12 protein-coding genes are annotated in these 13,518 nt (G+C 67.6%); 5 read left to right on the top strand and 7 right to left on the bottom strand.

The window, feature by feature from the left end; translation table 11 throughout:
* Positions 1-36: 36 nt before the first annotated feature.
* The 6 genes from CDO87_RS19330 to CDO87_RS19305 are packed head-to-tail and all read right to left on the bottom strand — an operon-like array spanning position 37 to position 6,559.
* Entirely contained in the window at positions 37-1,026 is a 990-nt protein-coding gene (locus CDO87_RS19330) for an ABC transporter permease (protein ID WP_100930289.1), read from the bottom strand.
* Positions 1,023-2,009 (bottom strand): ABC transporter permease, encoded by a 987-nt coding sequence (locus tag CDO87_RS19325; protein ID WP_100930288.1) that lies wholly within the window; start codon positions 2,007-2,009, stop codon positions 1,023-1,025. Before CDO87_RS19325 ends, CDO87_RS19330 begins: the two co-directional genes overlap by 4 nt.
* Entirely contained in the window at positions 2,006-3,526 is a 1,521-nt protein-coding gene (locus tag CDO87_RS19320; protein ID WP_100930287.1) for a sugar ABC transporter ATP-binding protein, read from the bottom strand. The genes CDO87_RS19325 and CDO87_RS19320 overlap by 4 nt, the downstream gene beginning before the upstream one ends.
* Complete coding sequence (locus tag CDO87_RS19315) at positions 3,523-4,383, bottom strand: sugar phosphate isomerase/epimerase (protein ID WP_254698216.1); 861 nt, start codon at positions 4,381-4,383, stop codon at positions 3,523-3,525. Before CDO87_RS19315 ends, CDO87_RS19320 begins: the two co-directional genes overlap by 4 nt.
* A complete protein-coding gene (locus tag CDO87_RS19310; RefSeq protein ID WP_100930285.1) occupies positions 4,368-5,498 on the bottom strand; it encodes a Gfo/Idh/MocA family protein in 1,131 nt (376 codons plus the stop codon). The genes CDO87_RS19315 and CDO87_RS19310 overlap by 16 nt, the downstream gene beginning before the upstream one ends.
* A 2-nt stretch (positions 5,499-5,500) precedes the next feature.
* Entirely contained in the window at positions 5,501-6,559 is a 1,059-nt protein-coding gene (locus CDO87_RS19305; RefSeq protein ID WP_100930284.1) for a sugar phosphate isomerase/epimerase, read from the bottom strand.
* Between the two features lie 133 nt (positions 6,560-6,692).
* On the opposite strand from CDO87_RS19305, the gene CDO87_RS19300 reads away from it, so the two are divergent.
* The 4 genes from CDO87_RS19300 to tcuB all read left to right on the top strand — a co-directional run bounded on the left by CDO87_RS19300 (position 6,693) and on the right by tcuB (position 11,099).
* Positions 6,693-7,697, top strand: a complete 1,005-nt coding sequence (locus CDO87_RS19300; protein WP_100930283.1) for a LacI family DNA-binding transcriptional regulator — start codon at positions 6,693-6,695, stop codon at positions 7,695-7,697.
* Between the two features lie 282 nt (positions 7,698-7,979).
* Positions 7,980-8,663 (top strand): GntR family transcriptional regulator, encoded by a 684-nt coding sequence (locus CDO87_RS19295; protein WP_100930282.1) that lies wholly within the window; start codon positions 7,980-7,982, stop codon positions 8,661-8,663.
* Positions 8,660-10,054, top strand: coding sequence for an FAD-dependent tricarballylate dehydrogenase TcuA (gene tcuA, locus CDO87_RS19290; protein ID WP_100930281.1), 1,395 nt, complete (start codon positions 8,660-8,662; stop codon positions 10,052-10,054). Before CDO87_RS19295 ends, tcuA begins: the two co-directional genes overlap by 4 nt.
* A complete protein-coding gene (tcuB, locus tag CDO87_RS19285) occupies positions 10,044-11,099 on the top strand; it encodes a tricarballylate utilization 4Fe-4S protein TcuB (protein ID WP_100930280.1) in 1,056 nt (351 codons plus the stop codon). Before tcuA ends, tcuB begins: the two co-directional genes overlap by 11 nt.
* A gap of 256 nt (positions 11,100-11,355) precedes the next feature.
* Here tcuB and CDO87_RS19280 read toward each other — a convergent pair whose 3' ends face one another.
* Positions 11,356-12,297, bottom strand: a complete 942-nt coding sequence (locus CDO87_RS19280; protein WP_100930279.1) for a YihY/virulence factor BrkB family protein — start codon at positions 12,295-12,297, stop codon at positions 11,356-11,358.
* Between the two features lie 383 nt (positions 12,298-12,680).
* On the opposite strand from CDO87_RS19280, the gene CDO87_RS19275 reads away from it, so the two are divergent.
* Entirely contained in the window at positions 12,681-13,442 is a 762-nt protein-coding gene (locus CDO87_RS19275; RefSeq protein ID WP_100930278.1) for a phytochelatin synthase family protein, read from the top strand.
* The last annotated feature ends 76 nt before the right edge of the window (positions 13,443-13,518 follow it).

Raw genomic sequence — 13,518 nt, 5'->3', positions numbered from 1 at the left:
TCCTCCCAGTCGGTTCGGCCCGCTCCCCGCAGGCCATCAGGTTCCCGTGCGTCTCCTCCGGTGCATCGCCAGCGCCACCGCCGCGATCAGGATCAGACCCTGCACCACCTGCCGGACGGGTTGCGGCAGGCCAAGGAAGTTCAGAAGCGTGAAGATGGCGGTCAGCGCAAGCGCCCCGCCAAGCGCGGCAGGCACGGAGCCGCGCCCGCCCAGCAGTTGCGCACCGCCAAGGACGGCGGCGGTGATCGCCTCCAGTTCGTAGCCGGAGCCCACGTCGATCGACACGCCCGCAAAGCCGCCGAGGAGGATCCCCGCGATGGCCGCCGATAGACCCGACAGCATGAAGGCCGTGATCCGCACTCGGTTGACCGGGACACCGGCCAGCCGCGCCGCGACCGGGTTGTCGCCGATGGCATGGACCATGCGCCCGAGGTTGGTCCGGTGCATGAGCCAGCCCAGCACCCCCACGACCACCACCAGCACGATGACCGACACCGGGATGAACCGCACCAGCGGCACGTCGCGGATCAGCTCCCTTCCGAAGAACCGGAAGGTGTCCGGCAGGTAGCCGCGCGGCGCCCCACCCGACCACATGAAGGCCAGTCCGTTCAGCGTGATCATCGTCCCCAGCGTGGCGATCAGCGACGGGACCCTGAGGAAACAGACGATGGCGCCGTTCACCGCACCCACACCCAGCCCCATGCACAGCATCAGCGGGATGACCCAGTAGGTCGCCGCCGGGTCGTTGTCTGTCAGCATCGACGACCCAACGACCACCAGCGTGATGAGCGAACCGACCGACAGGTCGAAGCCGCCCGAAACGATGACATAGACCTGCCCGGCGGCAAGGATCGCCAGCGGCGCGGCACGCTTGAGGAAGTTCATGTAGCCCGTGGGCTCCGCAAAGCCGGGGTTCATGAAGACGATGGCCACGATCAGCGCCGCCAGCAGGAACCACACCGGGTTGATCTGCGGCAGGCTGCGGCGGCGCTTGCGTCCGGGGCCCGTGGCGCTCTGGTCCGTCATGCGGCAATCCTCTTCGACCGGATGGCGTAGAAGGCGACGGCAGCGACGATGATGATCCCGCGCAGCACCTGCTTGGCGAAGCTGTCCACCCCGGCGATGTTGAAGGCGGAGTCGATCAGCGAGAAGATCAGCATTCCCGCCATCGTACCCCAGACCCCGCCGCGCCCGCCCGCCAGCACGGTGCCGCCGATCACCACCACCGCGATGCTCTCGAGGTCATATACCCCGTCCGCACCGATCCACGGCGCGCCCGACCGCAGGCGGCTGGCAAGGTAGAGCCCGGCGATGGCCGCGCAGACCGAACAGATGATATGGCTGGCCACGACGACACGTTCGGTCTTGATCCCGGCGAAGCGGGCCGCCTCCTCGTTGCCGCCCACGGCGTAGATGTCGGACCCGAACTTGGTGAACCGCAGCACCGCCCAGGCCAGCACCGCCATCAGCGCGAGGAAGATCAGCGCGAAGGGCACCGCGCCGATCTGGCCGTAGGCGAAGATCTGGAAAGCGGGCGGGACGCTGCCCGCGAAGTTCGACACGAAGGCCGACAGGCAGCCCTGGATGATCAGGCTCATGCCCAGCGTCGCGATCAGCGGATTGACCTTCAGGCGGCTGACCACCAGCCCGTTGAGCAGCCCCACCAGCGCGCCCAGCAGCAGCGCGGCCAAGACGGCGGGCAGGATCATCGCGGGCGAGCCGTCCATCACCACCGACGCCAGCACCGCCGTCGCCGAGATCAGGCTCGCCACGCTCAGGTCGATGGAGGCGACGAGGATGGTGAAGGTCTGCCCGATGGCCGTGATCCCCAGCGCGATGGACCGCCCGAGGATCGCGATCAGGTTGCCGAAGGACAGGTACTGCGTCTGGTCCGTCACGACCGCCACGATCACGTAGATCACGAAGGCGCCGACCAGCAGGATCAGCGGCGCCCACCGTTCGAAACGGAAACCCGTGCGGGCCGGAGGGGCGTCGCTTGCAAGGCTCATGCCGCACGCTCCCCGCCGACGGTCTCTCCGGTCGCGGCGTGCATGATCGCCTGCTCGGAGGGTCCGTGGGCGAACTCGGCGGCGATCCGGCCCTCCTGCATGACGAGGATGCGGTCGGCGGCGCCGATCACCTCCGGCAGGTCCGACGAGATCATCAGGATCCCCGCCCCGCCGCGCGCCAGTTCGCGCATCAGGTGGTAGATGCCCGCCTTGGCGTTCACGTCGATGCCGCGCGTCGGTTCGATGAAGATCAGCAGCTTCGGGCGCATCGACAGCCAGCGCGCGACGATGGCCTTCTGCTGGTTGCCGCCGGACAGTGCGCGGATGTCCTGATCGTAAGAGGCGGCGCGGATTTCCATCCGGTCGAGCAGGTCGTCGATCCCCTTCAGGTCCGCCTGCCGGGTGCGCTTGTGGCTCGACCAGAGGGGCGCGAAGGCGCGCGGCGTCAGCATCGCGTTGTCGCGGACCGACTGCATCAGCACCAGCCCCTCGCTCTTGCGGTCGCCGGGCAACAGGCCGACACCGGCCTCGATGGCCTCACGCGGCGAACGGAACGCCACCCTCTTGCCTGCCAGCGTCACCTCGCCCTGCTCGAACGGCTCCTGCCCGAAAAGCGCCAGGGCCAGCGCGACGCGACCCGCGCCCTGGATACCGGCCAGCCCCACGATCTCGCCTGCGCGGACGGTCAGGTCGATGTCGTGCAGCACCGCGTTGGAGCCACCCGAGACCGTCAGCACCGGCGCGCCGATCTCCGCCTCGGTGGCGGGCGGGGCATAGAAATCCTCGATGTCGCGGCCGACCATGGCGTGCACGATCGCATCCGGCGCAGGCACCGTATCGAACCGCGCGGCGACCTCCCCGTCCTTCAGCACGGTGACCCGGTCGGCCAGCCGCGTGATCTCGCGCATGCGGTGGGTGATGTAGATCACCGCCACGCCCCTCTCCCGCAGGCGGTCGACGGTGGCGAAGAGCTCCTCGCATTCCGCCTCGTTCAGCGCGGCGGTGGGTTCGTCCATGACGATGACCCGCGCGTCGTAGGACACGGCCTTGGCGATCTCGACCATCTGCTGCGTCGCCACGTCGAGCGTGCCGACCGTCCGGTCCGGGTCGATCCGCCCGCCGGTGGCAAAGAGGTCCAGCACCTTGCGGGTTTCGCGGCGCATCTTCGCCTCGTCGATCAGGCCGAACCGCCCGCGCGGCTCCCGCCCGAGGAAGAGGTTCTGCGCCACCGTCCTCTCGGGCAGCAGCGAAAACTCCTGGTAGATTACCGCGATCCCGGCGCGCAGCGACTCCACCGGATGCAGGAAATGCACCGGAGTGCCGCCCAGCCGGACTTCGCCCGCATCCGCATGGTAGACGCCCGACAGGATCTTGATGAGCGTCGACTTGCCCGCCCCGTTCTCGCCTACGAGCGCCTGCACCTCGCCCGCGCGCACGTCGAAACTGACGTCCGACAGCGCCTTCACGCCCGGGAAGGTCTTGGTGATGCCCTTCATCTCGATGACGGGGTCGGTCATGCGGCCTCCCACGTCCTGCGGATGAAGTCGTGCGACTCCGAGAACAGCGTCTCGACATCCGGGAACAGCGGGCGCCAGACCCGCGTCGCGGCGGCCAGTTCCGGCACGCCTGCGCCGAAGGCCTCCAACACCACCGGGCCGTCGAAGCCCGTCTCCTTCGCGGTGCGGAACACGGTGGCAAAGTCGATCTGCCCGCGCCCCGGAATGCCCCGGTCGTTCTCCGAGACATGCAGCACGTGCATAGCTTCGCCCAGCATACGGATCGCGCCCGCCTGGTCATGCTCCTCGATATTGGCGTGGAAGGTGTCGTACATGATGCCGAACGCCGGGTGCCCGACCGCATCCACGTAGGCGCGCGCCTGCTCCATGGTGTTCAGGAAGTAGGTCTCGAACCGGTTCAGGTGCTCCAGCGCCAGCACGTAGCCGTTGCGTCCGGCGCGTTCGGCCATGGCGCGGTGCGCCTCCGCCCCGCGGGCGATCTCTGCCTCGGTCGGGCCCTCGCCGGTGAAATGCGCCATCGGCGCGTGAAACGGCCCGCCGACCGTCTCGGACCCCAGCGCCTCCGCGCAGTCCTGTATCCAAGACAGATGGTCCAGCCCGCGCCGGCGCACCGCCGGATCGTCGGACAAGGGGTTCGCGTCGGGATCCGGCACGATGGAGGTCTGCGCGCGGCCCAGACCCAGCCCCGCCAGCCGCTCGCCCAGCCAGGCGTAGTGCGACGGGTCGCCATGCATCACCGGCACCTCGACATGGTCATAGCCGATCTCCGCGATCCGTTCGATCAGCGGCAGGTGGCTCTCGTCGATGTGCCCGCCGAGGCAAAGGAGGTTGATCCCGAGCTTCATGGCGTCACCCACGCGCTGTCGTCCCGCGCCGAGCGCAGGCAGGCGTCGATGAAGCGCATCCCGTCCAGCCCGTCCTCGATGGTCGGATACAGCAGGTCGCCCGGCACGTCCTGTCCGGCGCGGCGGGCGTGGATTGCCCGCGCCGCTTCGGAATAGATCGTGGCAAACGCCTCCAGGTAGCCTTCCGGGTGCCCGCCCGGCACGCGGCTGACGGCGGCATTGGCTTCCGTAGCGCCCGCGCCGTTGCGGGTCAGCAGGCGCTTCGGCTCTCCCAGCGGCGTGTACCACAGGTAATTCGGGTCTTCCTGGCACCACTCCAGCCCGCCGCGCTCTCCGTAGATCCGCAGTTTCAGCGCGTTCTCGTTGCCGGGCGCGACCTGGCTGCACCAGAGCATCCCCTTCGCCCCGCCCTTCCAGCGCAGCATGACGTGGGCGTTGTCGTCCAGCGTGCGGCCCGATCCAAAGGCATGCAGGTCGGCGGCCAGACGGTCGACCGTCAGACCCGACACGAAACAGGCGAGGTTGTAGGCGTGGGTGCCGATGTCCCCGATCGACCCGCCGCCGCCGGAGCGCGCCGGGTCCATCCGCCATTCGGCCTGCTTGTCCTCGGCCTCGCCCGCCATCCAGTCCTGCACGTATTCGACCTGCACCAGCCGCAGCGTGCCCAGCGTGCCCTCTGCCACCATCTGCCGCGCCTGCCGCACCACCGGGTAGCCGGTGTAATTGTGGGTCAGCACGAAGAGCGCGCCCGACGCCCGCGCCACCGCTGCCAGTTCCTCGGCATCGGGCAGCGTGGAGGTCAGGGGCTTGTCGCAGATCACGTGGATGCCGCGTTCCAGAAAGGCCTTCGCTGCCGGGGCGTGCACGTGGTTCGGCGTCACGATGGCCACCGCCTCGATGCCGTCCGCCCTGCCCGCCTCGGCCTCTGCCATCTCCTCGAAACTGCCGTAGCTGCGCGGCAGGCCAAGCGCCTCCGCGCTGGCATGGGCCTTCTCCGGGGTGGCGCTGAGCGCCCCGGCCACCAGATCGTAATGCCCGTCGATGCGGGCGGCGATGCGGTGAACGGCCCCGATGAAGGCGTCCGCACCGCCCCCGACCATCCCCAGCCTGATCGGCGCCTCGGCCATCCTTAGCCCTCCAGTCCCAGCATCCGGCGGTTGGCAGCGTCATCCGCCCCGCCGTCCGCGAAATCGTCGAAGGCACGCTCCGTCACGCGGATGATGTGGTCGCGGACAAAGGCCGCCCCCTCGCGCGCCCCGTCCTCGGGGTGTTTCAGCGCGCATTCCCATTCCACCACGGCCCAGCCGTCGAACCCCTGCGCCGTCAGCTTCGAGAAGATGGCCCCGAAATCGACCTGCCCATCGCCGAGGCTGCGGAACCGGCCCGCGCGGTCGACCCACGACTGGAACCCGCCATAGACCCCCTGCTTGGCGGTCGGCGTGAACTCCGCATCCTTGACGTGGAACATGCCGATCCGCTCGGCGTAGGTGTCCAGATGCGCCACGTAGTCGAGGCATTGCAGCACGTAATGCGACGGATCATACAGCATCCGCGCACGGCCATGGCCGTTCACCCGCTCAAGGAACATCTCGAAGCTGATGCCGTCGTGCAGATCCTCGCCCGGGTGGATTTCGTAACAGATGTCGACGCCGCAATCCTCGGCATGGTCCAGCAGCGGACGCCAGCGCGCCGCCAATTCGTCAAAGGCCGCCTCCACCAGACCGGCCGGACGCTGCGGCCAAGGGTAGACATAGGGCCAGGCCAACGCGCCGGAGAACGCCCCCAGCGCCGTCAGCCCGAGGTTCTGCGACGCCGTCAGCGCCATCCTGACCTGATCCACCGCCCAGGCCTGCCGCGCCTTGGGGTTGCCCCGCACGGACCCGTCGGCAAAGCCGTCGAAGGCGATGTCATAGGCGGGATGGACAGCCACAAGCTGGCCCTGCAGGTGGGCCGACAGCTCCGTCACCGTGATGCCGTTCTCTGCCGCGCGGCCCTTGAAGGTGTCGCAATAGTCCCGTGATTCCGCCGCCTTGGCGAGGTCGAAGAGCCGCTTGTCCCAGCTGGGCACCTGCACCCCTTCGTAGCCGCAATCGGCCGCCCACTTCGTGATGCCGTCCCAGTCGTTGAACGGGCGTTCGTCCGACGCGAACTGCGCCAGGAAAAGGGCCGGACCCTTGATCGTCTTCATGTTTCCTCCCGCCGCCGCGACAAGATTCGCGGCGTCCTCCCGGTGGCCATGAAAACGATTACATCAAAGCGTGACGCAAATTGCAAATGTAAATGTAATCGATTAATCAAATGACGTTATCGAAGGGGACCTCATGGCTGGCAGAGTGCGTATCGTCGATGTTGCATCGCTGGCCGGGGTGTCGACGGCGACCGTCAGCCGCGCCCTCTCCTCCCCGGAAACCGTCGGACAGGAAACCCGGCAGCGGGTCATGGACGCCGTCCGCGCCACCGGCTACCGGATCAACTCCGCCGCCCGCGACCTGAGGCAGCGCCGCGCCCGCTCCGTCCTGATCCTCGCGCCGAACCTCGCCAACACCTACTTCAGCCGGATCTTCGCGGCGATACAGGAAGAGGCCAGTTCCGTCGGGCTGACCGTGCAGATCTCCGACAGCCGCATCGGCCGGGACAAGCTTGTCTCGCTCGGCTACGACGGGCGCGCAGACGGCATCGTGCTGCTCGACGGCACCATCGACCCCAAGGTCGTCAACGGCTGGAACCTGCCGCTGATCCAGCTCAGCGAATGGAACGACGCCTATGACGCGCCGCGCCTCGTGCTCGACAACCCCGGCGCCGCGCGGCTGGCCGTCGACCACCTGGCGAAGCTCGGCCACCGCAGGCTGCTGCACGTCAGCGGGCCGGAGGACAACATTCTCGCCCAGACCCGGCGCGACGGCTTCCTCTCTGCCACCGGCGAACTGGGGTTGAAGCCGCAGGTCCTGCAGGGCGATTTCACACTTTCCTCGGGGACGGAGGCCGCCCGGCGCTGGTCCGACCTCCCCCGCCGACCCACCGGCGTCTTCTGCGCGTCGGACGAATGCGCCTGGGGTTTCATCTCCGAATGCGTGCGGCTGGGGTTCTCCGTGCCGGGGGACGTCAGCGTGGTGGGCTTCGACGACATCGACTTTGCCGCGCATTTCCTGCCCGCGCTGACCACCCTGCGCCAGCCCCGCGAAGAGATGGGCCGCACCGCCGCCCGCCAGATCATCCGCATGATCGCGGGCAGTGCGGCAGAGGGCGGACAGGATGACGACATGCCCGGCGAACTCATCGTCCCGAAGCTGGTCGTCCGCTCCACCACCGGCCCCGCCGCCGGCTGAGCGCCGCACGATCCGGCCTCCGCCGCACGCCGCAAGGGCAACGGCGCGGGATCAACCGGAACCGTTGGCACTTCCCTCGATACCCCCTACCGCCAGGACACCCCCTCGGACCTACCGGCCTTTTTGGCCGCAGCCGACACCCAAGGAACCCGCCGCGCGGCCGGGAGCCGTCGAGCCCTGACCGATGCGACCAATGTTTGCGCAAACCCCACGCCGGAACCTCTTGACGCCATTTTGTATGCACGCGTATACAAGCGCATGCAAAATGGGACGGAGACCGGGATGACCACTGAAGATGACAACACCCCGCAGGGCAACGCCGCCTATGCCCGCCTGCTGACCGAGCTGCGCGAAGGCCGGTTGAACCCCGGCGACCGTCTGCGCGAGACAGAGCTGGCTGAACGGCTTGGCATGTCCCGCACCCCGGTCCGCGAGGCGATCCGCCAGCTCGAGGCCGACGGCATCGTAACCCATGTCCCCCGTCAGGGCGCGACGATCCGGACGCTGGATTACGCGGAGGTCATGGAGCTTTACGAGATGCGCGCCGTGCTCGAAGGCACCGCCGCGCGGCTGGCGGCACGGGCGGCCTCGGATATCGAGATCGAGGAGCTGATCGACATGAACCAGCAGATGGCGCAGCTGGGCAACGCGCCGGAGGCCTTCGTTCTGAACCGCCAGTTCCATGCCGCGCTGCTCGACGCCGCCAAGAACCGCTTCCTCGCGCGGTCGATCCACACGCTGCAGAAGGCGCTGATGATCCTTGGCCCCACGACGCTGACCGAACCGGACCGCGCCGCCAAGGCGGTGGAGGAACACTTCGGCGTGCTCGACGCGATCAAGGCCCGCGAAGGCGCCCTGGCCGAAGCCGCCATGCGCGCCCACATCGAGGCGGCCCAGAGGGTGCGCGTGCGTGCCCTCCGCGCCCTGCCCGACCGCACCCCCGGCTTTGACGGAGACCTCCTGTGACCCGGACCGAGGACACCCCTGACATCGTCGTCATCGGTGGCGGCAATGCGGCGCTCTGTGCTGCCATCACCGCGGCCGAGGCGGGCGCCCGCGTGCTGATCCTCGAATCCGCGCCGAAACCCTACCGCGGCGGCAACTCGCGCCACACCCGCAACTTCCGCTGCATGCACCACGGTCCGCTGGGCCCTCTGGTCGACAGCTACACGGAAGAGGAATACCTCGCCGACCTGCTGAAGGTCACCGGCGGCAAGACCGATGAGCATCTGGCCCGCCTCGCCATCCGCACCTCGGAGGACTGCCTGCCCTGGATGGAGGCCCACGGCGTCCGCTTCCAGCCGTCCCTCTCGGGCACGCTGTCTTTGGCGCGCACCAATGCCTTCTTCCTCGGTGGCGGCAAGGGGCTGGTCAACGCCTACTACCGCACCGCCGAACGTCTCGGCGTGCAGGTCAGATACGAGGCCGCGGTCACCCACCTCGACCTCGACGACAACCGCATCGCCTTCGTCGACTACACGCAAAACGGCGAGACCCGCCGCGTCACGCCGAAATCCGTCGTCGTGGCCTCCGGCGGGTTCCAGGCCGACACCGACTGGCTCGCCCGCGCCTGGGGGCCCGCGGCGAAGAACTTCCTGATCCGGGGCACGCCATACAACCGCGGTGTGGTGCTGGCGGACCTGCTGCATCAGGGCATCGAACAGGTGGGCGACCCGACACAATGCCATGCCGTGGCCATCGACGGCCGCGCGCCCAAGTTCGACGGCGGCATCGTCACGCGGCTCGATTGCGTGCCCTTCTCCATCGTGGTCAACAAGGACGCGCGGCGGTTCTACGACGAGGGCGAGGACGTCTGGCCCAAGCGTTACGCGATCTGGGGCCGGCTGGTGGCCGCGCAACCCGATCAGGTGGGCTATGTCATCATCGACGCCAAGTCGCTGAACCTGTTCATGCCGTCGGTCTTCCCGCCGATCAAGGCGGACACGCTGGAGGAACTGGCGCAGAAGATGGAGCTGCCCGCCGACGCGCTGGCGCAGACCGTGGCAGAGTTCAACGCCGCCTGCGGCGACACGTCTGCCTTTCACCCCACCGAGCTCGACGGCGTGTCGACCACCGGGATCACGCCGCCCAAGACCAACTGGGCGCGCCCCATCACCGAACCGCCGTTCTACGGCTACTCGCTCAGGACCGGCGTGACCTTCACCTATCTCGGGCTGAAGGTCGACGAGAACGCGCAATGCGCCATCGGCAACCGCCCTGTCACCAACCTCTGGGCCGCGGGCGAAACCATGGCCGGGTCGATCCTCGGCCAGGGCTACCTCGCCGGTTTCGGCATGACCATCGGCACCGTCTTCGGACGCATCGCAGGCAAGGAGGCCGCCGCCCATGCAAACTGATCTGCTCCAGGAAGCCCGCCGCCAGGCCGAGATCTGCAATGCCTGCCGCTATTGCGAGGGCTATTGTTCGGTGTTCCCGGCACTGCACGCCGAGCGCGCCTTCAGCGACGGCGACCTCACGCAACTGGCGAACCTCTGCCACAACTGCCGCGGCTGCTACTACGCCTGCCAGTACACCGCCCCGCACGAGTTCGACCTCAACCTGCCGCAGGCGCTGGCCAATGTCCGGCAGGACAGCTGGGAAGACCTCGCCTTCCCGCAGGCGGCAGGCCGGGCGTTCCAGAAGAACGGCGTCGCCATCGCCGTGGCGACCGTGATCGGCTTCGCACTCCTGTTCTGGGCGGCACGCGCGCTGGCGGCGCAGGGCGGCGAAGGCTTCTATGCCGTGCTGTCGCACAACGCGATGGTGGCGATCTTTCTGCCCGCCTTCCTCTTTCCACTGGTCAGCATCGCCATCAGCCTCCGCCGTTACTGGCAGCGGGTCGGCGCCGGGCCGTTCCGGACCGCACATCTGGTCAAGGCTTTAAAGCAGGCCGGCAACATGAAGAACCTCAAGGGTGGACACGGCGACGGCTGCAACTTCGAGGACGAGGACCGCTTTTCCCACACCCGCCGGATGGCGCATCAGGCGGTGATGTACGGCTTCCTGCTGTGTTTCGCCTCGACCAGCGTCGCCACGGTGATGCACTACGCGCTCGACATGCCCGCGCCTTACGGCATCTTCTCCCTGCCGAAACTGCTAGGGATCTCGGGCGGTCTCCTGATGGTGCTGGGCTGCGCCGAGATGATCCGGCTGAAGCTTCGATCCGACCGGGCGCTCGGCGCGACGCAGGCCTTCGGGGGAGAGGTCGCCTTCGTCGGGCTCCTGGGTTTCGTGGGCCTCAGCGGCCTGCTGCTCTACGCCCTGGGTCAGACCGGCGCGATGCCGCTCCTGCTGGTCCTGCACCTCGGCGCGGTCTTGGCCTTCTTCCTGCTGACCCCGTTCACCAAGATGGCCCACGGGTTCTATCGTCTCACCGCCCTCGTCGTCGACGCGCAGCGTTGAGGCCCGGCGCGCCTTCAGCCACCCCAGCACACCCCCGGCGGGGCTCCCCATCCGAAGCGATAGCCCGGAGCCCCGTATCATGTTGCCCGGCACGGCTTTCGGCGAGCCCAGTAAAACCGCTCGCTGCCGTCCAGAGACAGGCCGGTTGGCCCGCAGGGGGGCGCGCATGAATGTCGGTGTGCGGCCCGAAGCACCGAAAGTCACCCCAACATCAAGGCATGGCCAGACCCGACGTGTCGGCACGAGGAGCGTATGCCTACACTTCGCCCCGCATGGCGCGCGACAGGCGCCGTATGCGGATTGCGCGGTTGAGTTCGCCGCCAAAGATCAGAACAAGCGCCGCCAGATACAGGAAGTAGAGCGCCGCGATGATCCCCGCGAGGCCGCCGTAATAGCTCGCGTACGTGGCGAAATGTCCGAGGTAGAACGAGAACGCCACGGTCAGCGTGATCCATGCGCCGACCGTGAACAGCACGCCGGGGTAGATCGACGAGAACCGCGTGCGCCGGGCGGGCAGGAAGACATGCGCCAGAAACAGCGACGAGACGAGGATGAGGGCAGCCGCCGGATACCGCACGAAGCGCACCGTGACAGAGGCCGGATCGAACCCGGGAAACAGGACGTGCAGCCACGACCCGGCGCGCGGGGCCAGCACGAGAAGATATCCGACCAGCACCAGCACCAGACTGGCGATCACCACCATCAGGGCCATCAAGGGATAGAGGACGTACCACGCCCGGGTCTCGCGCACCCCGTAGGCACGGTTGAGCCCCATCCGGACGCCATCGACTCCGCCGAGGGCGAACCATACGGTCAGCAGGATGCCGACCGACAGGACACCGCCGCGCTGGACCGTCATCACCTGCCGCACCTCCGCGACGATCGGTTCGATCAGCGTGGGCGGGACGATGCCGATGAGAAACGAGATGAGGTCTTCGGCCATGCTCTGATTGCCGACGAAGGCGGTCAGCGACGACGTGAAGATCAGGAACGGGAAGACAGCCAGAAGCACCCGGAAGGCCACGTTCCCGGCCAGCCCGAAGGCATCGTCGCTCCAAAGCCGCAAACCGGCCTCGCGCATAACCCCCCAAACGGCGCGCCAACCGGTCCCGCGCAGCAGGCCTTCGGGGTTGTCGGTGACGATACCGTGGGTGATGACGGCGTCCCGACCCGCTTCGGTCGGCGTACGTTCAGCCATGCGGCGTCCTTCTCTTCTGGCCGGGTGTCTGCCCCTGTTGCGATGGGCGGGCCGAGGCACCTTCCGCCAAAGCACGTCGGGATGCCAGCATTGGATCAGGATGCCCCCACCCGCAATCCGAGATGTATCGGACTTTCGCCCGGCATCCAGACAGGGCGGGATTTCCGATGCGAATGACCGTTCAGGTGCGGACACGCTGCGTCACCTGTCACCTCGTCGGGGAACGGCTGGGGAACGGCAACTGAGCAATTCACCAAACGAGTCCAAAGGAGGCGCGGGCCAATGCCGGTTCAGTCCACCGCCACGCCACCAGGCAATCCGCGTTGACAGCTTTCAGGCCGGTGATACTGCTTGCTTATCTGTATTCTCAGGACATCTGACGCATGACACGCTTAACCATTGCCCGGGCAGCCCTTCTTTGCGGTGCGGCCCTCTGCGGTTCTTCTTCTGCCATGGCCGACGAGGCCGCCCCCAAGCTCGGCCCCAATGCCACGCCGCTCCCCGCCGAAACGGACTATCTGCGGCAGAGCCCTGCCCCGGATTACTGGGCGTTCTCCGCATTCGTGAAACCTCAGTTCACCACGTCGGCCTGTTCGATTGCCTCTGTTACCGCCGCCGTCAACGGCTTGCGCGGCCTCCCGGCACATGCCGAGGATACCGTGCTGACCCAACCAGCTTTGCTTGAGCAACTGGGCGATGCCACATGGGCCGGACTTTCGGCAGAGGGCGGCGACGGGGTGACCTTCGACCAGTTGGCGGAGTTCACCGGCAAGACGCTCACGGCCCTTGAGATGACCGATTACCAAGTGGAGACGTTCAAGCCCGCCACCGCCGATGATGCCACTCTTGCACAATTGCGCGCCATTCTGGCCGCCAATGAGGAAACCGCGGAAGATGTGCTGCTGCTCTACTTCAACCAGGGCGTGATCACCGGCGACTGGGACGGGCCGCATGTCTCGCTGATCGGGGCCTACAACGCCGCCGAAGACCGGGTGCTGATCCTCGAGGTGGATCAGGAATGGTACATCCCCTACTGGACCCAGGTGCCGGTTCTGCTGGAGGCGATGCTGAAGCCGACCTCAGCCGAGCACGGCGTTCTGGAAGGCGAAACAGGCGGCTTTGTCCACGTCAAGCGCGGCGGCTAGACCCCGTCGGAGCGCGACTGCCGGAGCCGACATGGTACTGACACAGCAATGGCGCCGGATGTCGGACATGGACTAC

The organism is Sagittula sp. P11, from assembly GCF_002814095.1.
Taxonomy (GTDB): Bacteria; Pseudomonadota; Alphaproteobacteria; order Rhodobacterales; family Rhodobacteraceae; genus Sagittula.
The sequence above is the reverse complement of the archived record's forward strand: the minus strand, read 5'-3'. Positions and strand labels throughout refer to the sequence as shown.